The organism is Pectobacterium peruviense (assembly GCF_003312355.2).
Taxonomy (GTDB): domain Bacteria; phylum Pseudomonadota; class Gammaproteobacteria; order Enterobacterales; family Enterobacteriaceae; genus Pectobacterium; species Pectobacterium peruviense.
Window position 1 is genome coordinate 2,123,484 of sequence record NZ_CP161826.1, and the last position, 22,738, is coordinate 2,146,221.

Sequence of the window (22,738 nt, forward strand, 5' to 3'; positions counted from 1 at the left end):
TAGTGATTTTCTTATCCTCACGTGACGACTCAAAGCCTTAGCGTAATGCCCGTCCGCCATCAACGCCCAACGTTTTCCCAGTGATGTAGCGGCTGCTGAATAGATAATCCACCAGTCGGACAATCTCCTCTTCGCCGGGCGCGATTTTCATCAATGACTTTTCCAGCGCCTGTTGTCGATATACGTCGTCATCCTGTTCCTTAAACAGGATTAAGCTGGGAGCAATGGCGTTGACCTTCACTTCCGGTGCTAGCTTTCGGGCAAACGACCGCGTCATATTATCCAGCGCCGCTTTGCTGGCAGCATAGGCGATGTGCTTCTCGCTGCCTTTTTCAACCACGTAATCCGTTAGATGAATAATATCCGCGCCAGCAATGCCTTGCCCCCGCAGGCAGGGTTCGAGCAGTTGGTTGAGTAAATAGGGCGTATAGACATGAATTTGCAGCATGTCCGCTAGCGTTTTTTCTGGTGGCGTGGTGGGGTTTTCTGGCTCCCAGCGGCTGGCGTTGTGAATAATTGCGCGTAGCTGTGGTGTGAGTGATCGGATTTTCTCAGCAAACGCATAGATGTTTTCCGTGGTGGAAAAATCTGCTGCCAGACAAACAGCACCGTCTTGCTCTAGCGTGTCCAATTCAGGATAAGGCGTGCGATAGCTGATAATGACGGGAATCGACTGAGCTAAAAGTGAACGCGCCAGCGCCAGACCAATACGTCGTGCGCCGCCGGTAATTAACACGGGAGCAGAAGAAAAAGTTGTCACAATTAGGTCTCCTCAACACGCTAGTCAAAAGGGGGCTAACCGTGACAATATACCTGAAATCACTATACAGTTTATGGTTTTATACCCGTCAGGGGAGTGCGCAGCAAACCACTGGCGAAGAGGAGAAAAGGGAGTATGGACAAATCCCCTGAGTCTACAAGTTCCAGTGAGCCACTCTGTCTGGACTACACGGATTACTTGGCGGCACTGTGCAAGAAACGTTGGCGTTTCGTGGATGCGATGTATGGCGTGATGCCGATTTTTGGCATGGTGACCAAGATGGCATCCGCTCGGCAGAGCACGCCGAAAGATCGGCTAAAGGTACTGGCGTTACAGGTGCTCTCAACGCAGGTGAGTGACGAAACCAACATCATCAGACTGATTACGCTGGCACGCCAGCAAGGTTTGAGCGCGTTTGATATTCAACTGCCTTACTCTCTGACGAATGAGCAACTGAACGCCATTAGCAACGAATGTGACGAGGCGCTGGATTTAACGCTGCGGGACGAACGCTTGTCCGTCCGGTTCAAGATGCCAGCCGTGCAGCACTAGCACGGCGTGGCCTGTCCTCTATTTCTACTCTGTTTTTGCCGCTGAACGCACCGTCGTCGCCTCAATGGCCTGCGCCAATGAACCGTAGAAGCTCAGTCGACCTTCAATCGGGTGAACCTTCGCCCGTGCCAGCGTTTTTAACGGCTGGAAGGGAATATCGGTGATGATGAGCTGTTTGCCTTCGGGCAACGTTTCGCTAAAGCGTAGGAATGCATTGAGTCCGCCTGCATCCAGCACCGGCACGGCATCCCACTGCAAAATGATATTTTGGTAGCCTTCACTGCGTACCGTCAGGTCGTTGAAGATGCGTTCCGCTGCGGCGAAAAACAGCGGACCGTTAACGCGCAATACCAGATGCTCCGGTATTTTAGTGTCCGGCAGTTCGCTCAGACGTGTCATCTGCGCGATGCGACGCATGAAGAGCAATGAGGCCAGCACGATACCAACGGTAATGGCGATCACCATATCGAACAGTACGGTCAACGACATACAGAGCAGCATCACAATAATGTCGTCTTTCGGCCCGTGGCGTAGTAAATCCACCACCTTATGTGCTTCGCTCATGTTCCAAGCGACGATCAGCAGCAGCGATGCCATCGCGGCCAGCGGCAGATAAGACAGCCACGGGGCAAGTATTAACAGCGCCAACAACACCAGTAGCGCATGGATCACGGCGGAAACCGGTGAATTGGCGCCCGCGCGAACATTGGCGGCGGAACGGGCAATCGCAGCGGTCGCGGTAATACCGCCAAAGAATGGCGCAATGATGTTACCGAAACCTTGTCCCATCAGTTCTGCATTGGAGTTGTGTTTTTTGCCTGTCATGCCATCCAGCACAACGGCGCACAGCAGCGATTCAATCGCCCCCAGCATCGCCATCGAGAATGCCGCAGGCAGCAGAGCGGAAATGCTTTGCCAATCCAGCGTCATCGTCTTCCCATCCGGCGACGGAATGTTCCATGGCAAAACGAGTTGCGGCAGGATAGGTGGAATCCCTTGCCCTTGCGAACCGTCCGCCAGCATATAGCTGAATCGGGAACCGATTGTGGCCACATCTTCACCCAGTAGCGACATGATCCCCATCACCGCGACACCCGCCAGCAGCGCAGGCAAGTGCCCAGGCAGGCGGATACCGAGTCTGGGCCAGACGATCAACACCAGCAGCGTCGTTGCGCCGATCAACGTATCAGCAAAATGCAGAGTCGGTAGTGCCTGTGCCAGCGCCGCCACTTTCTCGACGTAATGTTCGGGCACGACTGCCATCTGCAAGCCGAAGAAATCCTTGATTTGCATGGTACCGATGGTAATGGCGATCCCGGAGGTGAACCCCAGCGTGACGGAAAGTGGAATATATTCGATCAGACGGCCGAAGCGGCAGAGGCCCATCAGCAGTAGAAACACGCCGGAAAGCAAGGTGGCGACCAGCAGGCCGGATAGCCCAAACTGCTGCGACACGGGATAGAGAATGACGACGAAAGCCGCTGTCGGGCCCGATACGCTGTAGCGTGAACCACCGCTGACGGCGATGACGATCCCAGCAATGGCTGAGGTATACAGCCCGTACTGCGGAGGAACGCCGCTGGCAATCGCCAGTGCCATTGCCAGCGGGATGGCGATGATGCCGACGGTAACGCCAGCAATAATGTCGTGGATAAAACGTTGTAGCGTATATTTTTCGCGCCAGCACGCGTCAATCAGCGCGCTGAACGGCCTGACGCCGTTAATTCCGTGCGTTTTCATCTAAGCAGAAACCAAAGTAAGGAAGTAAATCAACATGGCGGGCCTGCCGGTCCGTCGACGACAGCCTTACGATACGCCGGACGCGCTCAGAAGATCCAGATATACATCAAGAGAAGTGAGGTTTGGCGGGGCCGACGCGGCTAAAACCGCGTCGGCAAAGGGGTTACAGCGTGATGGTGATCAAATAGGCGGCAAAAAGCGCCAAGTGTGCGCTGCCGCTCAACACATTGGTTCTGCCCGTGGAGAACGTAATGTGGCATAGCACCAGCACGGACAGCATCACGACGATATGCGGCATATCCAGACCGAAGTTCAGTGTGCGGCCAGTAATCATGGCGATGATCGTGACGGTAGGAACTGTCAGGGAAATCGTCGCGAGTACGGAACCGAAAAACAGGTTCATCGCGCGCTGTACCTGATTTTTCAGGACGGCGCGGATCGCTCCCAGCCCTTCAGGAGAGAGGATTAACAGTGCGACCAGGAAGCCCGTAAACTGCGTCGGTGCGTTCATTTCGGTCAGTAGCGTTTCCAGCGGCATGGAATTCATCTTGGTTACCGCAATAACGGCAATCAGGTGAACCAGCAGCCAGCCAGTGTGCCACAGTGAGCTGTGTGCGGACGGTTTACCATGATGCGGATCGTCGCCGTCACCTTCGTCTTCATGCTCATACACAAACAGGCTTTGGTGCGTACGCGTTTGAATCAACAGAAAAACGCCGTACATCGCCGCAGAAATCGCGGCAACAATCAGCGACTGCGCTACGCTGAAGTTACCATCGGGCAAGGCGCTGGGGAAAACCAGCACAATCACGGCCAATGGGAAGATCGCCATCAGATACTGTTTGATACCACTGAGGTTGACGTACTGCGTGGCGAACTTACGGCCGCCGAGCAAGAGGGCGAAGCCCACCAGGCCGCCAGTGACAATGACGATAATAGAATAGAGGGTGTCACGCATCAGATCTGGGCCTGCGTCACCGGTAGCCATCAGCGCTGAAATCAGACTGACTTCAAGAATGACGACTGACAAGCTGAGGATCAGCGAACCGTAGGGTTCACCCAAGCGGTGTGCAAGCACGTCGGCGTGACGTACCACGCTAAATGCGCTGAAAAGTATTCCGGCTAGCGCGAGGGCGTTAATGCCGAGAATGGCGACAAAATCTTGTGAACTGCCCCACACGTAGAGTATGGCAAGCGCAATAACAGGAAAAACGAGTGAGTATTCATGATGGCGAGTTTTGACCACCTCAGCATGAGACTTCATTGCGGGAGTTCTCCTTATCCAGAGGAATGATGCGGCAAAATATCCCCGTCATACTCCAAGTCAGCGTACCGGCAACTCGAATTATTTAGGGCATAAAGCAATTTATTAAAAGTATAAAACCATTTATTCATGGCTGTAACACAATAATAAACCGCGAAAGGTTACTAAAAAGTAGTTATAACGTAATAAAACGAACAATATGATAACAGATTGTCGTGTGTATGCGGGAAGTTTTACGGATTTTTACGCTTTGAATTGAAATTTAAATGAAAAGGGAGAATCTGCGTATCTTCTCCCTATGATGATAATATCAAATGTGTTTTTTGTGGTTATTCGTCAGGATTGTCCATGATATCGTGGCGTTTATGATGATAATCCTCTTCATTTAACCCTTCTCGCCAATAAGGCACAGCGTACATCTGATTTCGCTCACACCCGCGTTCGCGACGCACATGGCGACGAAGCTGAACCACGATGCGATCTTCACCGGCTAACCAGTAAAATGCATTATCAGCCACAGGAAGTGTCTGGAAATGCTCTAACAGCGTGTCGGTCGCGTCTGTCCCGCCAATGATCCAATGCAGCTGAAGCTGTGAGGGTTTCGCGATGCTGAGTTTATCCGCTTCACTGTCGACACGAATTACGGCATGTCCTTGGGCGTCGTCAGGCAAATTCTCGAGCAGCGCCATCAGCGCAGGAAGCGACGACGGATCGGCAGCCAGATAATAAGCGGCTGCAGGTGGCAGCATCGGGAGTGGGCCACCGGGCTGCGAAATACCCACCCAGTCGCCGGGCTTGGCCTGACGAGCAAAATTGACCGCAGGCCCCGCGTGTTCATGCAGCGCGAAAACCATATCCAGTTCCGCATCCTCAGGGCGCAATGCGCGGACGCTGTAGGTGCGAACGATGGGGCGAGCTTCGCCTTCTGGCCAGATCGGGCCGCGCTCACCAATGGTAGGTAGAACCGGTTTTTGCTGTCCAACCTGAGGCAGAAAGAGTTTGATATGCGCGCCATATCGCTCGGTTGGGTAATCGCGCAACGCGTCATGATGAAAAGTAATGCAGCGTAAATGAGGGGAAATATCGTGGATCTGTTTAACCTGAACTAAAACAGGCTGACGCGGCGTTGCCATTCAGTGTCTCCGTGGTAATCAATTCCAGTGTAGTGATGATAATAACACGAGATGATAACTATTATCATTTCGTGCCTTTGTTGTTATTTTTCTCGAAACAAATACATTTTTCTCGAAATAAATACGCGGCTAGCGCTTTTGCATTAAACGAATGGATTGCGGCAGGCTCCTGACGTCACAAAAATGAGGTTTGTGTCAGGAAAGCGTCAAGTCTGGCGATGAGTTGCCGATTAAGTTGATATACCCGTCATACTTCAAGTTGCATGTGCGTTGGCTGCGTTCACTCACCCGAATCACTTACCTGAGTAAGCTCATCGGGATGCCTTCCCTTGCCGCCTGCCTGAAACTCGAATTATTTAGGGTATTAATGCTGCATCATGTATGAATGAAACATTATCACGAACTTTTTCAGGTTTTGTGACCAGTATCAAACTTGATCCCAAAGCCATAAATGAATAACCTCAAGTTCTATGGTGTTGTAAAATTAAGCAGATGAAGCAATTAGGTTTTTAAACGCAGGGCGAGAGCCGATCTGACGAGCAGAAAAAGAGTAAGGTTGGAGGTGGGTAGTAGTGTTAACACGCGATTTTTTGCAGAAAGCAGATTGTAGAACGTCTTTTGGGTGTATTGAAGAAACCTTACTGCTCACGCCGCAACAGCGGGCTGATTCGTTGGACAGGATGCTGGCGCTACGGCCCAATAGCTGTCCTGTCTGGGTATTTGGCTACGGTTCACTCATGTGGAACCCGGTTTTTGATGCCGAAGAAATCTGTCTGGCAACGCTGGCGGGGTGGCAGCGTGCTTTCTGCCTGCGCCTCACCATTGGCCGCGGCACGGTAACACAGCCGGGGCGGATGCTGGCGCTGCAACCCGGTGGACAAACAACGGGCTTGGCTTTTCGACTGCCGGAGACCTCACTGCGTGAAGATTTGGAGCTGCTGTGGAAGCGTGAAATGCTGACGGGCTGCTATCGTCCGCTCTGGTGCGAACTGCATCGCAAGAACGGCGCACCGCTGACGGCGCTGGTGTTTGTTTCTGAGCCTGAACATCCCCTGAACGAAAATGATATCTGTATTCAGAGTGTTGCACCGTTGATTGCCCGTGCAAGCGGTCCACTCGGTACCAATGCGCAATATCTGTTTGCGCTAGAGCAAGAACTAAGGAATCACGGAACGGAAGATGAAAGTGTGAGCGAATTGGCGCAACGAGTGCGTACCTTGCAACAGTCGTGTCCTACGGCAGCAGGGGGCGGACAATAACGACGCGGCGAGCGTGAGATTTGAGGTGAACAGCGAGATCGCCGTTCACCTTGAGACGCAGTGAAACGATGGTATTACCAGCCGACACCAACACCCATGGTGTACAGCGTGTCGTCAACATTCCCCTGATTACTTTCGATACGGGTACGTGACACTTTCATGGTCATAGAAGACCAGTCGGTCAGCTTGAAGCGCAACCCTGCATCCGCTTTCAGATAGATTGGCGCGGTGCCATCAAATGAACGCCCGAATTCACCGTTGGTGAAGGCTTCGACTGATTTGCTGAATAGATAGCGGTTGTATGCCCACTTTATCGCACCAGAGTAGAAATCATCATCGCCCTGATCGCGGTACACGAAGGTTTGGGAGTTGACCAGTGATGTCAGTGAAAACGCGCCTAAATCGTTATCCCAGAACTGATAACCGGGACCAAGACCGAAAGAACGGTTGATTTTAATACTTTCAATCCAGTCGCGTTTGTACTGATAACGACCCTGCCAGAACCAGTTTTCATCCACGAATTTATCCAGCGCATATTCGCCAGCCGCATTCTTGGTGCTCTCGACTTTATCCTCTTTTGCCAAATGGTAGCTGGCATCAAGGTTGTGTCGCCACGTATCGTGACGCGCTTTGGTGTTTAGCGTCACATCGTAGTTGTCGGTTTCTGTCGAACTTTTCTTATGCGACATGCCTGCGTCAATGTTGCCTTTCCAGGATAAATCGGTCACCAGCGGCTTCTGCGCCACGATGGAGGTGATTTCGGAAAGTGGCAATGTTTGCGGACCTGCTGCTTCGTTAGAAAGCGACGGGGTCGCGACGACAGCGCGGTTTTCACCTGCCTTCACCGCCGGGTACAGTACGCCTTTCTCGTAGCGTTCACCCTGAATCACCAGGCCATGATCGCTTTCAAAGGTTTTCACCTTATCCCAGGCTACAGAGATGGAGCCTGCATAGTCGGTGTTGATAAAGAGTTTTCCGCCGTCAAGCAGCGTGATTTTCCCTGTGACCTTGTCGCCATTGTTCAGCCAAATGGTGTCAGCGCGGCTTTGTGTAATGCCTGCGGAGAGGGCGATGACCAAGCTGAGGGAAGAGATTGCGTGTTTGGATAGTGTCATTATTGCCAAATAAACCGTGGTGACATGTAGTGAGACGCCCGTCAGAGACAAAGGCGTACAGCCGATAAAAACGAACCGGTTTAGCCCGGAACGGCAAACATTAACAGGAATCGGGGTGATGCTCTACCCGAAAACAATAATTGATTAGAATGTAAATAGTTATAAAAGTTGCTATTGATGATTAACCGCTATAACGCGATATCTGTCACATTTCTAGCGGTAGAGGGGGATGCCGATGTGGGGTGGTGAATCTCTGGCCCAGTCTGTTTCAGGCCAGAGAATCGAGTGCCGTTATAGCGCTACGCGGTGCGCTGCGTGCGCGATGTGTTGTTGCTAAGGAAGCGCGAGGTCAGGAACGTCCTTACGCGGAACACGATCCGTTCCTGGAAGAGAACGCATAGCGTCACGGTGCTGAGCAGGAAAATAATGTAGCCAGTCATGGACAACTGCACCTGACCCGCAGCGGCAATACATTGATCCCAATCGCTGAAGCAGGCCATCGGATTACCGCGCACCAGTTGTTCCAAGGTGCGGAACAGATTAAACAGCGGAACATGCAGCGCAAAGATGGAGAGCGATGCGGCACCCAGCCGCGGCGACCAATGCCGCAGCCATTCGCTGTTAGGTTCACGCGCCAGCGCACTCAGACAAACCAAGCCGACCTGAGCTGGCAGCATCAAACCGTTGTGCAGCAGGAAGTACCAATAGGCTTCGCCTTTAGTGAACAGCCATGTGGCGACAAGGAAATTCACACCGATGAAGAAGGCGACGCCGTAACGCTGGCCTTTGCTCAGCGGTGAGCGATCTTTCTGGCGATAATGACGGAACAGCGCATAGCCCAAAATCCCAGCCAGAAATTCCGGCAAACGGAAGATCGGTCCACGTTGCAACAGTCCTGTATACGGCATGCCGAACTGCTGCTGCCAAATAACCCAAATCGGTGGCAGCAGATACAGCAGGCAGACGATCCCCATCCACAACCACGGATGGCGGCTGTTCAACAGACGCGGGGCTAACAGCGGAAACGCCAGATAGAAAAAGAACAGCGTAGAAAGCGACCATAACGGGGCATTGAAGGTCAGGAAGTAAGGATTCCATGCCTGCAACATCAGTACCTGCAATAACCCGTTGAACGCCAACTGTGCATTCGTCATGTAATGGCGCAGCGTTTCAGGATCGGCAGCGGGGTCGTTGGTGTCATAAATGACGAAACGGGCGCTGGCGACTTGTCCTTCCGGCGGCACGGCCAGCCACTGCATCAGCGTGACAACAGCAATCGAAGACAGCAGGGCAATGATGTGGATAGGGTAAAGATTAAAGAAGCGTTTGGCCCAGAATTGGCGAACAGGCTCACGCAGACGTCCGTCCTTAATGTACACGTGTGCAAGCAAAAAGCCAGACAGGACAAAGAACGTGCTGGTCGCGAAGAATCCCATGCTGGTGAGTTCACTCAAGAACGGAATGCGCTCACGCTGGGGGTAAATGTGGACCGTGTGATAAATCATCACATAACAGCCGAGCAAAAATCGTAGCCACTCCAGGCCGATAAATCGCTCTTTACTGACCTTCTTCATGTTGTTCCTCAACGTTAAACTCGATGTAAAAGCCGAAAAATGCGATTACGAACTAGTTTAGACGAGAGCAACGTCACATTAATTAGGATAATGGCTATAAATGCCGATGCTGTTTAGCAGCCGTTTACTTTGAGGAAGGGGTTGGTGGCATTTCCACCAATTGCTGCGGCATCCTCGCTCGCGCGAGGATAATCTCGATAGGAAGGGCGCCTGAGCGCCTTATCCGTACCGCTGATCATAGCTGCTTATTATTACCGTTTGATTAAATGACTTTTTCTTGCAATACCCAAACGGCCGCTTCAACCCGTGATTTTAGCTTCATTTTTTTCAGCAGGTGTTTGACGTGTACCTTGACGGTACTTTCCGTAATCGTGAGCTTGCGGGCAATCACTTTATTGGAGAGTCCCTGAGCCAGCAATTTCAGAATATCGCGTTCGCGTGGCGTGAGCTGTTGAATATCTCGGTCGCTGCTGTGACGGCTTTCGCGCAGGCTAGCGGCCAGAATCGGCGTTAGCGTTTCACTCAGTACCATTTTCCCTGACGCGGCCTGATGCAGCGCAGCCAATAAATCTTCCGGCTCCATATCTTTCAACAGATAACCATCGGCACCGTTTTTTAATGCATTGACCACATCGTCTTCATGGTTCGATACGCTAAAGACGACAATGCGGCCAGACAGCGATTTTTCCCGCAGACGGTTCAACGTTTCCAGACCATTCATACCAGGCATGTTCAAATCGAGCAGAATCAAATCCGGATCCAGTTGTTCCGCTAGCTCAACACCCTGTTCGCCGTGGCTGGCTTCACCTGCCACCTGCAATTCTGGGTCCATACTAATGAGTTGCTTAACGCCATTGCGCAACATGGGGTGGTCGTCAATCAGCAGTAGAGTGGCCGCGTCTTCGTTAATCATGTGTTTCTCCTGTTAATGGCAGCCGGTGACGGTATTCGGAGAGGAAACTGACATTCACTTCAGTGCCTCCCGACGGCCGGCGTCGAACAATGCATTCGCCGTGCAAACCTCGTGCACGGTCGCGCATGATAATCAGTCCATAGTGGTTGGCGCGGCTGGCATCATCAGGAATACCGATGCCGTTATCGGCCACGCTGAGCTCGATGTAACCCTGACGTAATTGCAGCGTAATATCGACCTGCGTGGCCTGCGCGTGTTTATAAATGTTGCTCAGTGCTTCACGCACAATTTGCAGAACGTGAATGCCTTGATGAGCGGATACCGACTGCGGCGGCAGACGGTAATGCAGTTCGATGGGATATCCCAGTCGCTTGCCGAACTCATCGACCGATGCCCGCAGTGCGGCAAGTAAGCCCGATTCAGAAAGCTTCAGCCGAAAGGTCGTCAGCAGTTCGCGCAGTTGGCGATACGCAGTGTTCAACTCTTCCCGCATTTCTGTCAGCAACTGCTGCGATGCGGGAGGCAAATCGCCGCCCTGCATTTGCAGGCAGCTCACCTGAATTTTCAGGCAGGAGAGCGACTGCGCGATAGAGTCGTGCAGTTCACGGGCTATCGTCGCGCGTTCTTCCATCAGCATCAACTGCTGTTGATGGTTGGATTGACGCTCCAGCGCCAGCGTGCTGGTCAACTGTTCCAATAACGTATTCAGTAACTGATTTTGATCGCGACTCAGCACGGTATTGCCCGGCAGCGTGGCTAACACGACGCCATATTGCCCATGCTTGTCATGCAGATCCCAACAGTGAGGTTCACCCGGCAGTTCTTCACGTTTTACCTGCATACCGCAACTCTGACAGCTGTTATCTGGGCAATGATCCGGCTGTGACTGGCTGCAATCGCTAAACTGGTGAAACTGTTCCTGATTGTTGTCTTCATACAGCCGCAGTTGAATATTGCGAAGCGGCGTCAACGACGGCAGTTCGTTCAGGATTGGCATCAGTCGGCTGCACAGCGGTGCGCCAGTATGCAGGCGCCGACTGGCGCGATAAAGGAAAGAGAGCAGATCGTTTTTCTGTTGCAGATCGGCTGTTTTCTCGGCGACGCGCTGTTCCAGACTGTGGTACATGGCGGAAAGTTCGTCCGACATGCTGTTCAGCACCTGTCCCAGCTTACTCATTTCATCATGGCCGTTGATGGTGACACGCTGGGTGAAATCACCTTGCCCGATAGCCTGCGCCATCGAAACTAAACGTTGCCACGGTGTTAGCAGGCGGCGACGCAAATAAAAAAATGTCGTGATCAACAGGATGAACATGATGCCGATGAAGATACGCTGCACCAGCGTGACCATCATCAACCGCTGTTCGGTTTTATGGTCGATGGCGGAAACCAGATCGTCCAGCTGTTTTACGAAGCGTGCAACATCCGCCGAAGCATCGGCAGAGTGCGTTGCCTGTCGCAGATGCGGCTGCAGATTCTCCAGCCAGAAAACACGCAGCGCAGCGAATTGCTCAGTCAGCCCTTCTCGACGTACCGCCTGCTGCAAGTCACTGCTGATTTCGTCTTCTTCCAACTCTTGCAGGTAAATTTCATTCTCAGCAGAGAGCGGAACCATCGATAGCAGGCGGTAGCTCTGCATACGCAGCGAGCCCGCCTTATTAATGGCGTGCGCGTTCCCTTGAATGCTTTGAGACATCCAACTGGAAATCGACATACCTGCAATACCCAGCAAACCGAGTAGCAACATCAATAGTGCAACCTGATTGACGAGCGACAGCGGCAGCAGGAAACGTTTCAACATAATAAAGCGACCTCTGCTGGAGGAGTAGAAAACCCGTACCGAGAAGGATAACCCTTTCGGCATTTTTCCCGATCCTACGAGATAACCCCATACCCACTAGTGAGTACCACTGAATATCCATGCCTTGAAAGGGGATATGACAGTAAGAAAAAATAGCGATATAACAGCTTGAATTACCGTTGCTTATTTTTCTATTTTTATTACTCATTAAGGAGTGTGGTTATTTTTACTCGGTTTTTTTACCTGACAGCGCGTTGATTTGCATCAACTTTACCTGCGGTGTAATCCCTAATGTTGCGCCTTAATTCTACCGCGTTTTTATTTATCGAGGTTTTTTATGACGCAGCCTTCATCATCCGAAAAAGTATCGCAAAGCACGCTGATAAGGGAATGGAATCCTGAAGATACAAAATTTTGGCAATCTGGCGGACAACGGATAGCACAGCGTAATCTTTGGATCTCTGTACCGTGCCTGCTGTTGTCGTTTTGTGTCTGGATGATTTTCAGCACCGTGGCCGTTAACCTAAACAAGGTCGGATTTAGTTTTACCACAGACCAGCTGTTTTTGCTTACCGCGCTGCCTTCCGTTTCCGGCGCGCTGCTACGCGTGCCTTACTCCTTTGTTATTCCAATCGTTGGCGGCCGCCGTTGGACGACGTTAAGCACCATCATTCTGGTTATCCCGTGTATTTGGCTCGGATTTGTCGTACAAAACCCACAAACGCCTTACAGCGTTTTCGTCACGATTTCTCTGCTGTGTGGTTTTGCCGGCGCTAACTTTGCGTCCAGCATGGCTAACATCAGCTTCTTCTTCCCCAAATCACGTCAGGGTAGTGCGTTAGGGATTAACGGCGGGTTGGGTAACCTCGGCGTGAGCGTGATGCAATTGTTGGTGCCGGTGGTGATTTTCCTGCCGATTCTGGGGTTCTCCGGCAATGGCGTTGTGCAGCCTGATGGTCACCAGATTTGGTTGCACCATGCCGCCTGGATGTGGGTACCGTTTTTGGTGATTGCCGCAACGGCTGCCTGGTTTGGTATGAACGATCTTTCGACGGCCAATGCGTCGATACGCAAGCAGTTACCAGTTTTGAAGCAAATGCACCTGTGGGTACTCAGTTTCCTCTATCTGTCCACCTTTGGCTCATTTATCGGTTTTTCAGCAGGCTTCGGCATGCTGTCCAGAACGCAGTTTCCAGACATCGTGATTCTGTACTACGCGTTCTTTGGGCCACTGCTGGGGGCGTTGGCGCGCCCAGTTGGCGGCATGCTGTCCGACCGTTTTGGCGGTGTGAAAGTCACGCTGATTAACTTCATCCTGATGACGATTTTCTCCGTGTTGTTATTCCTGTCTCTGCCGAGTGCAAACTCTGCGGGTTCATTCGGGATGTTCTTTGGCATCTTCATGATGCTGTTCCTAACTGCCGGTCTGGGCAGTGGCTCAACCTTTCAGATGATCGCTGTAATTTTCCGTAAATTAACGGGAGATCGCGTTAAATCACAAGGCGGGAGCGATGCTGATGCGCAGCGTGCGGCCGCCACGGATACCGCAGCGGCACTGGGCTTTATTTCGGCGATTGGCGCGATCGGCGGCTTCTTCATTCCCCAAGCCTTCGGAATGTCGCTTGAGTTAACCGGTTCACCCACCGGCGCCATGAAAGTGTTTGTGGTGTGCTACGTGGTGTGTGTTCTGGTGACGTGGCTGTTCTATGCTAGAAAGAAAAATTAGCAGTCTAAAGTTCCGGAATATTCTCTATCCCCGTTTTTCCGGCGTAAAAATTATGCAGCGGTGGGCATGAGCACCGAGTGAACGGCATGGATGCCGCGAAAACCAGTGCCGCGTCGGGAACGCGTCACTGGTGACCCGATTGCAGCCACGAACGCCGAAGGTATCGCGTAGCGACACAATTAGCGCCAAATAGCCACAGGTCAAGGAGCGCGGCAATTGAGTAACCGTGTTGCCGGTCAAGCATTTTTATGAGTCGTCATCCCATAATTTTTGTCATAGGGCTGCTGCGTATGCAGCACGCCATAACACAGATGCACCAGTTTCCTCATCGCCGCCCCTATCGCCACCATCTTCGCTTTTCCTTTTAGCCGCAATCTTTCATAGAGCGCTCTCACATGACTGTTCCAACTGATAGCCGCTATGGCTCCCATATACAGCTTTGCCCGGATGCCCGGCGGCCCTATTTTAGACAATCTGGCTCTGCCACACACCGAGGTGCCTGAACGTCTCTCTACAGGGATAACCCCCAGATACGCCGCCACCTGTTCCGCACTCCTGAAGTGATTACCCCGGATGATGGCTAACATATTCCACCCGATTTGCTCTCCAACTCCATCAATCGATTGCAGAAGTTTCAGGTCGTTTTTTAGCCTGGGATGCTTATCTATATGCTCCGCTATCAGGCGTTCAATCCTTGCCAGCTCATCCTTTAAATTTCGTTCAATCGACTCCAGCGAGGTCAGGACTTCTTCCGGGGCCACTGTGGATTTCAACGTGCTCAGCCGATTTTCTACGCGTTGTTTATCATCAAGCACGCTATCCCTGTGCTGCAATAATGCCCTGAGTTTTCTTATTTCTTGCGAAGGCGGAACCCAATTTTCTGGTTGTTTCAGGTAGCCATAGCACGCCAGAACATAGGCATCCACTTTATCCGTTTTCGTCAATATCCCCATTCCTTTGGCAAATTCACGCACTCGATGGGGATTTGCCACTGACACAAGAATGTTAGCCAGATGAAGGCCATAAGCGAGGTGTTCGTGATAAATGCCCGTCGCTTCCATGATGATATGAGCTTGGCTCGGTTCACATTTTTGCAGGGTTAACCATTGAGCCAAAGCCTGTGCTGAGTTGGGGCCATTGGGTAACACTTTCGTCTTCCGTTTACCTTTAATGCCATCAACCAATAAGCACACATCGATAAAACGTTTACTGATATCAATGCCGACGTAATACATAATGTCCCCCCTTTCACTGAAGCCATCACGCCCGTTCCGCTTGTACATTCAGAGTCAGTGCTCTGGGTAACCGTTCAATGTTAATGTTGGCGTGAAAGGTGAAACAGAGGGCTTAAACTCAATCGCAAGGTTATAGCCTTGGCGCCCCTTGGAAGCTCACTCTGTTTCATGTAGTGATAGCTAATCACTACATGAGAAAGATACAAGCGCTCCTTGTCGTGCGCGTGCTACAAGGTAGCATGAAAATAATAGTGGTATTGCGCACGAAACATTCTCTGATATCCGAATGAAAATATCACTAAGACGCCGCCCTTTTCGGAGCGGCGTTTTTTTCGCTCAGCATCCGGCTACCCCTTACTGAATTTGCTCGATTCTTCGTCACCCTCTGACTACTACCTCTAAATAGTCGTGTGTATGAATTCAGTATAAACACAAAGTTAGTGGTTTTATTTTTATCTTTTAAAATCATTTGTTTATGTATTTTTGGCGTGATAATTCTTTGGTGGTAGTTGGCGGTGTACTCCGTTTTTCACAGGGGGACACTCTTGATCGTTATCAAGTTTGGCGGCGCGGTTGCTGGATAACCTAGCGCCAATTTGAGCGATGTGTCGTCAGCAAAAACAGATGTCTGCTACGAGCATTTCATAACGACAGGGGCCAACAGGCTTCGCAGCAGGAGAGTCCGGATGAGCAAATTCCTTGACCGGTTACGTTACTTCAAACAACTGGCCGAACCGTTTTCTGACGGTCACGGGCAGACCCTCAATAGCAATCGTGACTGGGAAGATGGCTATCGCAGTCGCTGGCAGCACGACAAGATTGTACGTTCTACCCACGGGGTAAACTGCACCGGTTCATGTAGCTGGAAGATTTATGTGAAAAACGGTCTGGTGACGTGGGAAACGCAGCAGACTGACTATCCACGTACCCGCCCAGACCTGCCTAACCATGAGCCTCGCGGCTGCCCACGCGGTGCCAGCTACTCTTGGTATCTGTACAGCGCCAATCGCCTGAAATACCCAATGATGCGTAAGCGCCTGATGAAACTGTGGCGTGAGGCGAAACTGGCGCACAGCGATCCGGTGGATGCCTGGGCATCCATCGTCAACGACCCCGAAAAAACCAAATACTACAAACAAATTCGTGGCCGTGGTGGTTTCGTGCGTTCTGACTGGAACGAAGTTAACGAACTGATTGCCGCCTCTAACGTTTACACCGCCAAAACCTATGGCCCAGACCGCGTTATCGGTTTCTCGCCGATTCCTGCAATGTCGATGGTGTCCTACGCAGCGGGCGCGCGTTACCTCTCTCTGCTCGGCGGCGTGTGCCTGAGCTTCTACGACTGGTACTGCGACTTACCGCCAGCATCACCGATGACCTGGGGTGAGCAGACTGACGTACCGGAGTCTGCTGACTGGTACAACTCCTCTTACATCATCGCCTGGGGTTCTAACGTTCCACAGACCCGTACGCCGGATGCCCACTTCTTTACCGAAGTTCGCTACAAAGGTACCAAAACGGTTGCGGTTACGCCGGACTACGCTGAAATCGCCAAACTGTGCGATCAGTGGTTGAATCCAAAACAAGGCACCGACAGCGCGATGGCGCTGGCAATGGGTCACGTTATCCTGAAAGAGTTCCACCTCGACAAACCGAGCCAGTATTTCAGCGAGTACGTGCGTCAATACACAGACTTACCGATGTTGGTGTTGTTGGAACCGCGTGAAGACGGTTCCTACGCCGCAGGTCGTATGCTGCGTGCCTCCGATCTGGTGGACAACCTCGGCCATGATAGCAATCCGCAGTGGAAAACCATCGCGATTGACGATGAAAGTGGCAACCTGACGGCACCGCAAGGGTCGATCGGCTATCGTTGGGGCGATCAGGGCAAATGGAACCTGGAGCAGCGCGACGGCGTCAGCGGTGAAGAAGTTAAACTGCGCTTGAGCCTGCTGGGGTCGCACGACGATGTGGTTGATGTCGGCTTCCCGTATTTTGGCGGCGCGGTTAGCGAACATTTTAACAATGTCGAACTGCAAGAAATCCTGCTGCACAAACTGCCAGTTAAGCGTTTGACGCTGGCTGACGGAAGCGAAGCGTTGGTTGCCTGCGTTTATGACCTGACGATGGCGAACTACGGTTTGGATCGCGGTCTGGGTGACGACAACTGCGCGCGTGATTACGACGATGTAAAAGCGTACAGCCCAGCCTGGGCCGAGGAAATTACGGGCGTTTCTCGTCAGAACATCATCCGTATTGCGCGTGAATTCGCGGATAACGCCGATAAAACGCACGGTCGTTCCATGATCATCGTCGGTGCGGGTATCAACCACTGGTATCACATGGACATGAACTACCGCGGCATTATCAATATGCTGGTTTTCTGCGGTTGTGTCGGTCAGAGCGGTGGCGGGTGGGCGCACTACGTCGGACAAGAAAAACTGCGTCCGCAAACGGGTTGGACGCCGCTGGCGTTTGGTCTGGACTGGCAGCGTCCGCCGCGTCACATGAACAGTACGTCGTTCTTCTATAACCATTCCAGCCAATGGCGTTATGAAACGGTCACGCCGCAAGAATTACTGTCGCCGCTGGCGGACAAATCCCGCTTTAGCGGCAGCATGATTGACTTCAACGTGCGTGCTGAACGTATGGGCTGGCTGCCATCTGCACCGCAACTCAACGTTAACCCGCTGGATATCGCAGAAAAAGCGCGTGCCGCAGGGATGGCGCCGCAGGAATATACCGTTGCCGCGCTGAAGTCAGGCGACATCAAATTTGCCGCTGAACAGCCGGATAGTCCACAAAACTACCCGCGCAACCTGTTCATCTGGCGTTCTAACCTGCTGGGTTCTTCCGGTAAAGGCCACGAATACATGCTGAAGTACCTGCTGGGTACGGAGCACGGTATTCAAGGACAAGATCTGGGTACCGCAGGCAGCGTGAAGCCGGAAGAAGTGGAATGGCGCGATCAAGGCGTTGAAGGCAAGTTGGATCTGGTAGTGACGCTCGATTTCCGTATGTCCAGCACCTGCCTGTACTCCGACATCGTTCTGCCAACGGCAACCTGGTACGAAAAAGACGACATGAATACTTCGGATATGCATCCGTTTATTCACCCGCTGTCTGCGGCCGTCGATCCCGCGTGGGATTCCAAAAGCGACTGGGAAATCTACAAAGGCATTGCGAAAACCTTCTCCCGCGTGTGTCAGGGTCACCTTGGTCAGGAAACCGATCTGGTCACTTTGCCTATTCAACACGATTCCCCGGCAGAAATGGCGCAGCCGTTCGGTGTGGATGACTGGAAAAAAGGCGAATGCGACCTGATTCCAGGCAAAACTGCACCGCACCTGATGATGGTAGAACGCGATTACCCGAACCTATACGAACGTTTCACCTCGCTCGGTCCGTTGATGGACAAGCTGGGCAACGGCGGTAAAGGCATCGGTTGGAACACACAGACCGAAGTCGATTTCCTGAAAAAGCTGAACTACACCAAGGCTGACGGTGCGGCGGCGGGTCGTCCTAAGATTGAAACGGCGATCGATGCAGCAGAAGTCATTCTGTCTCTGGCTCCCGAAACCAATGGTCAGGTCGCCGTGAAAGCGTGGGAAGCGCTGAGTAAATTCACCGGTCGCGATCACTCGCATCTGGCACTGAATAAAGAAGACGAGAAAATTCGCTTCCGCGATATTCAGGCACAGCCGCGCAAGATTATCTCCAGCCCGACCTGGTCTGGTCTGGAAGACGAACACGTTTCCTATAACGCCTGTTATACCAACGTTCACGAGCTGATTCCGTGGCGCACGCTGTCAGGCCGCCAACAGCTGTATCAAGACCACGAGTGGATGCGTGCTTTCGGTGAAAGCCTGCTGGTGTACCGTCCGCCGGTTGATACCCGTGCTGCGGCACCGGTGATGAACCAGAAACCTAACGGCAACCCTGAAAAAGCGTTGAACTTCCTGACGCCGCACCAGAAATGGGGCATTCACTCCACGTACAGCGACAACCTGTTGATGCTGACGCTGGGTCGCGGTGGCCCGATCATCTGGCTGAGCGAAGAGGATGCCAGCGATTTGGGTATTGAGGATAACGACTGGATAGAAGCGTTCAACGCCAACGGTGCGCTGACGGCGCGTGCGGTGGTGAGTCAGCGTGTGCCGGCGGGAATGACCATGATGTACCACGCGCAGGAACGCATCATTAACCTGCCGGGATCGGAAATTACCCAGCAGCGCGGTGGTATCCACAACTCGGTGACCCGTATCACCCCGAAACCGACCCATATGATCGGCGGCTATGCCCAACTGGCCTATGGCTTTAACTACTACGGTACCGTCGGGTCAAACCGAGATGAATTCGTCGTGGTTCGTAAAATGAAACGCATCGACTGGCTGGATGATGAAGGCCAGGACTATGTTCAGAAAGCGGTACAGCAGGAGAAAGCCTGATGAAAATTCGTTCACAAGTGGGCATGGTGCTGAATCTGGACAAATGCATCGGCTGTCACACCTGCTCCGTTAGCTGTAAAAACGTCTGGACTAGCCGTGAAGGGATGGAATACGCCTGGTTCAACAACGTCGAAACCAAACCGGGCGTGGGCTATCCCCATGCCTGGGAAGATCAGGAAAAGTGGAAGGGCGGCTGGATCCGTAAGATCAGCGGCAAGCTCGAACCGCGTATGGGTAACCGCATCAGCGTGTTGTCTAAAATTTTTGCTAACCCTGATGTGCCAGAAATCGACGACTACTATGAACCGTTCGATTACGACTATCAGAACCTGCGTAAAGCGCCGGAAGGTAAGCATCAGCCTGTCGCCCGTCCGCGCTCGCTGATTACCGGTCAGCGGATGAAGAAAATCGAGATGGGTCCGAACTGGGAAGACGATCTGGGCGGCGAATTCAGCAAACGTTCGAAGGACAAAAACTTCGATCCCGTCCATTTCAATGACGTGCAGAAAGAGATGTACGGCCAGTTTGAAAACACGTTCATGATGTATTTGCCGCGTCTGTGCGAACACTGCCTGAACCCGGCGTGCGTGGCGACCTGTCCGAGCGGCGCGATCTACAAACGCGGCGAAGACGGCATCGTCCTGATCGATCAGGACAAGTGCCGCGGCTGGCGCATGTGTTTAACCGGTTGCCCGTACAAGAAAATTTACTTCAACTGGAAGAGCGGCAAATCAGAAAAATGTATTTTCTGCTACCCGCGTATCGAAAGTGGTCAGCCAACGCTGTGTTCAGAAACCTGTGTTGGACGTATCCGCTATCTGGGCGTGCTGCTCTATGATGCCGATCGCATCGAGCAAGCGGCCTCTGTGGAAAACGAGAAAGATCTGTACCAGAGCCAACTGGATGTGTTCCTTGACCCGCATGACCCGAAAGTCATCGAGCAAGCGCTGAAAGACGGCATTCCAAACAGCGTCATTGAAGCGGCACAGCAGTCGCCGGTTTACAAAATGGCGATGGACTGGAAGCTGGCGCTGCCGCTGCACCCTGAATACCGCACGCTGCCGATGGTCTGGTACGTTCCGCCGTTGTCACCGATTCAGTCTGCAGCGGATGCAGGTCAATTGGCGCACACTGGCGTACTGCCGGACGTAGAAAGCCTGCGTATTCCGGTTCAGTACCTGGCGAACCTGCTGACCGCAGGGGATACCGAGCCAGTCCTGTTAGCGTTGAAACGTATGTTGGCGATGCGTCACTACAAACGTGCAGAAACCGTAGAAGGCAAGATCGATACCAGCGCGCTGGAGCAGGTTGGGCTAACGGAAGCACAGGCGCAGGAAATGTACCGCTATTTGGCGATTGCTAACTACGAAGACCGTTTCGTGATCCCATCCAGCCATCGTGAACTGGCGCGTGAAGCTTTCCCAGAAAGCAAAGGCTGCGGCTTCAGCTTTGGTGATGGTTGCCACGGCAGCGATACCAAATTCAACCTGTTCAACAGCAAGCGTATTGATGCCATTGATGTCAGCAACAAAACGCGCGACATGAACAGCAAAATCATGCGGGAGACGAACCATGATTAGTCTGCGGATTATTGCCCGCCTGTTGGACTATCCCGATAGCGAGCTGTGGGAAAACAGGGCTGAATTGATCGAAGCGGTAGAGCAGGAAGATGCCTTACCGCTGCGCGAGAGCCACCAACTGATGCAGTTCATCAACACGTTGTGCGCGCAGGATTTGTTGGACAAACAGGCGGAGTATAGCGGCCTATTTGACCGCGGTCGGGCGACCTCGCTGCTGCTGTTCGAGCACGTCCACGGTGAGTCTCGCGACCGTGGTCAGGCGATGGTCGATCTCATGCAACAATATCAAGATGCGGGGCTGGCGCTGGATTGCCGTGAGCTGCCGGATTACCTGCCGCTGTATCTTGAGTACCTTTCTCGTCTGGAGCCCGCGCAGAGTCGCGCGGGTTTACTCGACATCGCGCCGATTCTGGCGCTGATTGGCGCGCGTTTGCAGCAGCGTGACAGCAGCTATGCCGCGCTGTTTGATCTGCTGTTGGCGCTGTCTGGCAGCGACCTGAAAAGTGACGATGTCACACACCAGGTCGCTGACGAAGCGCGCGACGACACGCCGCAGGCGCTGGATGCCGTGTGGGAAGAGGAACAGGTTAAGTTCCTCGGCGAAGAAGGCTGCGCATCGGCCCAACAAACGCAACACCAACGCCGCTTTGCTGGCGCGGTGGTGCCGCAATATCTGAATCTTGACGCTACATCGGCGGGGGGGCAACGTTAATGAGTGCTTTCACGAACTATTTCAATATATTCTTTTTTGACATCTATCCCTATCTGGCGATGGCTATTTTCCTGATCGGCAGTTGGCTACGCTATGACTACGGCCAATACAGCTGGCGCGCAGGTTCGAGCCAAATGCTGGATAAGAAAGGGATGCGTCTGGCGTCTAACCTGTTCCATCTGGGGATTCTGGGCGTATTTGCCGGGCATTTCCTTGGTATGTTGACGCCGCACTGGATGTACGAAGCCTTCCTGCCAATGGATGTAAAACAGAAAATGGCGATGTTTGGCGGCGGTGCGGCAGGTTTGCTGACGTTTGTCGGTGGCGCGCTGTTGTTAAAGCGCCGTCTGACTAACCCACGTATTCGTGCGACTTCCAGCGTCGGTGACATTCTTATTCTGTCATTGCTGGTGATTCAGGCAGGTTTAGGTGTGCTGACCATCCCGTTCTCTGCACAGCATATGGACGGCAGCGAAATGCTGAAATTGGTCGGTTGGGCACAGAGCGTGGCGTACTTCCAGGGCGGTGCATCTGCGCATCTGGTGGGTGTCGCGCTGATCTTCAAGCTACATATCGTACTGGGGCTAACGCTGTTCGTTCTGTTCCCGTTCTGCCGTCTGGTTCACATCTGGAGCGCGCCTGTTGAGTACCTGACCCGCCGCTACCAATTAGTGCGTAACCGTCGCTAAGTATGATAGAAAACGGCAGTGTTGATATAACACCGAAGATCGTTAAAAACTCTATCTACAGAATAAGAGCTGGAATAATGGGATAGAAGAGTAAAGCGTCCGCGCCAGGGACAAAAACGTCAGGAACGTTTTTGAACGTCGCTTGCGACGGCCCTGAAAGGGTGAATCTCAAGGATGAGATTCATATCTGCGCGGCTCGAGCTTACATGGATGTACTCGCAGCGTCTTTACGATCTA

General features: G+C 52.5%; 16 protein-coding genes. 7 read left to right on the forward strand and 9 right to left on the reverse strand.

What is annotated here, in order from left to right; genetic code table 11:
• Nucleotides 1-37 precede the first annotated feature (37 nt).
• Nucleotides 38-760, reverse strand: coding sequence for a dihydromonapterin reductase (gene folM / locus DUT67_RS09645; RefSeq protein WP_113626070.1), 723 nt, complete (start codon nucleotides 758-760; stop codon nucleotides 38-40).
• Between the two features lie 135 nt (nucleotides 761-895).
• Between folM and DUT67_RS09650 the strand changes: the two genes are divergently transcribed.
• Nucleotides 896-1,312, forward strand: coding sequence for a hypothetical protein (locus DUT67_RS09650; RefSeq protein WP_113626071.1), 417 nt, complete (start codon nucleotides 896-898; stop codon nucleotides 1,310-1,312).
• Between the two features lie 24 nt (nucleotides 1,313-1,336).
• Here the strand turns inward: DUT67_RS09650 and dauA are convergent, their stop codons facing one another.
• The 3 genes from dauA to DUT67_RS09665 all read right to left on the reverse strand — a co-directional run bounded on the left by dauA (nucleotide 1,337) and on the right by DUT67_RS09665 (nucleotide 5,449).
• Nucleotides 1,337-3,052, reverse strand: coding sequence for a C4-dicarboxylic acid transporter DauA (gene dauA, locus DUT67_RS09655; protein ID WP_113626072.1), 1,716 nt, complete (start codon nucleotides 3,050-3,052; stop codon nucleotides 1,337-1,339).
• Nucleotides 3,053-3,215: 163 nt separating this feature from the next.
• The gene (gene chaA, locus DUT67_RS09660; protein WP_113626073.1) at nucleotides 3,216-4,316 is read right to left on the reverse strand and encodes a sodium-potassium/proton antiporter ChaA; all 1,101 of its coding nucleotides are present in this window, start codon (nucleotides 4,314-4,316) and stop codon (nucleotides 3,216-3,218) included.
• Nucleotides 4,317-4,645: 329 nt separating this feature from the next.
• Nucleotides 4,646-5,449 carry a siderophore-interacting protein gene (locus tag DUT67_RS09665; protein ID WP_113626074.1) on the reverse strand — a complete coding sequence of 268 codons (804 nt, stop codon included), beginning with the start codon at nucleotides 5,447-5,449 and terminating at the stop codon, nucleotides 4,646-4,648.
• Between the two features lie 572 nt (nucleotides 5,450-6,021).
• On the opposite strand from DUT67_RS09665, the gene DUT67_RS09670 reads away from it, so the two are divergent.
• On the forward strand, nucleotides 6,022-6,708 hold the full coding sequence (locus tag DUT67_RS09670; RefSeq protein WP_113626075.1) for a gamma-glutamylcyclotransferase: 687 nt from the start codon (nucleotides 6,022-6,024) through the stop codon (nucleotides 6,706-6,708).
• 74 nt (nucleotides 6,709-6,782) lie between these two features.
• Here the strand turns inward: DUT67_RS09670 and DUT67_RS09675 are convergent, their stop codons facing one another.
• The 4 genes from DUT67_RS09675 to narX form a co-directional block, all read right to left on the reverse strand.
• On the reverse strand, nucleotides 6,783-7,823 hold the full coding sequence (locus DUT67_RS09675; protein ID WP_048259922.1) for a DUF481 domain-containing protein: 1,041 nt from the start codon (nucleotides 7,821-7,823) through the stop codon (nucleotides 6,783-6,785).
• Nucleotides 7,824-8,122: 299 nt separating this feature from the next.
• Nucleotides 8,123-9,397: an acyltransferase gene (locus DUT67_RS09680; RefSeq protein ID WP_113626076.1), complete on the reverse strand. Its 1,275-nt coding sequence runs from the start codon at nucleotides 9,395-9,397 to the stop codon at nucleotides 8,123-8,125.
• Nucleotides 9,398-9,659: 262 nt separating this feature from the next.
• Nucleotides 9,660-10,310 (reverse strand): two-component system response regulator NarL, encoded by a 651-nt coding sequence (narL, locus tag DUT67_RS09685; RefSeq protein ID WP_010276892.1) that lies wholly within the window; start codon nucleotides 10,308-10,310, stop codon nucleotides 9,660-9,662.
• Nucleotides 10,303-12,111 carry a nitrate/nitrite two-component system sensor histidine kinase NarX gene (narX, locus tag DUT67_RS09690; RefSeq protein ID WP_189339465.1) on the reverse strand — a complete coding sequence of 603 codons (1,809 nt, stop codon included), beginning with the start codon at nucleotides 12,109-12,111 and terminating at the stop codon, nucleotides 10,303-10,305. The genes narL and narX overlap by 8 nt, the downstream gene beginning before the upstream one ends.
• A gap of 337 nt (nucleotides 12,112-12,448) precedes the next feature.
• On the opposite strand from narX, the gene DUT67_RS09695 reads away from it, so the two are divergent.
• Nucleotides 12,449-13,837 carry a NarK family nitrate/nitrite MFS transporter gene (locus tag DUT67_RS09695; protein WP_113631649.1) on the forward strand — a complete coding sequence of 463 codons (1,389 nt, stop codon included), beginning with the start codon at nucleotides 12,449-12,451 and terminating at the stop codon, nucleotides 13,835-13,837.
• 236 nt (nucleotides 13,838-14,073) lie between these two features.
• Here the strand turns inward: DUT67_RS09695 and DUT67_RS09700 are convergent, their stop codons facing one another.
• Complete coding sequence (locus DUT67_RS09700) at nucleotides 14,074-15,072, reverse strand: IS110 family transposase (RefSeq protein ID WP_113628142.1); 999 nt, start codon at nucleotides 15,070-15,072, stop codon at nucleotides 14,074-14,076.
• A gap of 686 nt (nucleotides 15,073-15,758) precedes the next feature.
• Here DUT67_RS09700 and DUT67_RS09705 point away from each other — a divergent pair.
• Genes DUT67_RS09705 through narI form a run of 4 tightly spaced genes read left to right on the forward strand, consistent with a single transcriptional unit; the run spans nucleotide 15,759 to nucleotide 22,501 of the window.
• Nucleotides 15,759-19,520, forward strand: coding sequence for a nitrate reductase subunit alpha (locus DUT67_RS09705; RefSeq protein ID WP_113633044.1), 3,762 nt, complete (start codon nucleotides 15,759-15,761; stop codon nucleotides 19,518-19,520).
• A complete protein-coding gene (gene narH / locus DUT67_RS09710; protein WP_113633045.1) occupies nucleotides 19,520-21,100 on the forward strand; it encodes a nitrate reductase subunit beta in 1,581 nt (526 codons plus the stop codon). Before DUT67_RS09705 ends, narH begins: the two co-directional genes overlap by 1 nt.
• The gene (narJ, locus tag DUT67_RS09715) at nucleotides 21,093-21,812 is read left to right on the forward strand and encodes a nitrate reductase molybdenum cofactor assembly chaperone (protein ID WP_113633046.1); all 720 of its coding nucleotides are present in this window, start codon (nucleotides 21,093-21,095) and stop codon (nucleotides 21,810-21,812) included. Before narH ends, narJ begins: the two co-directional genes overlap by 8 nt.
• Complete coding sequence (narI, locus tag DUT67_RS09720; RefSeq protein WP_113633047.1) at nucleotides 21,812-22,501, forward strand: respiratory nitrate reductase subunit gamma; 690 nt, start codon at nucleotides 21,812-21,814, stop codon at nucleotides 22,499-22,501. Before narJ ends, narI begins: the two co-directional genes overlap by 1 nt.
• The last annotated feature ends 237 nt before the right edge of the window (nucleotides 22,502-22,738 follow it).

Coding starts and splice junctions, on each gene's coding strand:
- chaA (WP_113626073.1), bottom strand. CDS start 4,316: ATGAAGTCTCATGCTGAGGTGGTCAAAACTCGCCATCATGAATACTCA.
- narJ (WP_113633046.1), top strand. CDS start 21,093: ATGATTAGTCTGCGGATTATTGCCCGCCTGTTGGACTATCCCGATAGC.
- dauA (WP_113626072.1), bottom strand. CDS start 3,052: ATGAAAACGCACGGAATTAACGGCGTCAGGCCGTTCAGCGCGCTGATT.
- DUT67_RS09665 (WP_113626074.1), bottom strand. CDS start 5,449: ATGGCAACGCCGCGTCAGCCTGTTTTAGTTCAGGTTAAACAGATCCAC.
- DUT67_RS09695 (WP_113631649.1), top strand. CDS start 12,449: ATGACGCAGCCTTCATCATCCGAAAAAGTATCGCAAAGCACGCTGATA.
- DUT67_RS09675 (WP_048259922.1), bottom strand. CDS start 7,823: ATGACACTATCCAAACACGCAATCTCTTCCCTCAGCTTGGTCATCGCC.
- narL (WP_010276892.1), bottom strand. CDS start 10,310: ATGATTAACGAAGACGCGGCCACTCTACTGCTGATTGACGACCACCCC.
- narI (WP_113633047.1), top strand. CDS start 21,812: ATGAGTGCTTTCACGAACTATTTCAATATATTCTTTTTTGACATCTAT.
- DUT67_RS09680 (WP_113626076.1), bottom strand. CDS start 9,397: ATGAAGAAGGTCAGTAAAGAGCGATTTATCGGCCTGGAGTGGCTACGA.
- DUT67_RS09650 (WP_113626071.1), top strand. CDS start 896: ATGGACAAATCCCCTGAGTCTACAAGTTCCAGTGAGCCACTCTGTCTG.
- DUT67_RS09705 (WP_113633044.1), top strand. CDS start 15,759: ATGAGCAAATTCCTTGACCGGTTACGTTACTTCAAACAACTGGCCGAA.
- narX (WP_189339465.1), bottom strand. CDS start 12,111: ATGTTGAAACGTTTCCTGCTGCCGCTGTCGCTCGTCAATCAGGTTGCA.
- narH (WP_113633045.1), top strand. CDS start 19,520: ATGAAAATTCGTTCACAAGTGGGCATGGTGCTGAATCTGGACAAATGC.
- DUT67_RS09700 (WP_113628142.1), bottom strand. CDS start 15,072: ATGTATTACGTCGGCATTGATATCAGTAAACGTTTTATCGATGTGTGC.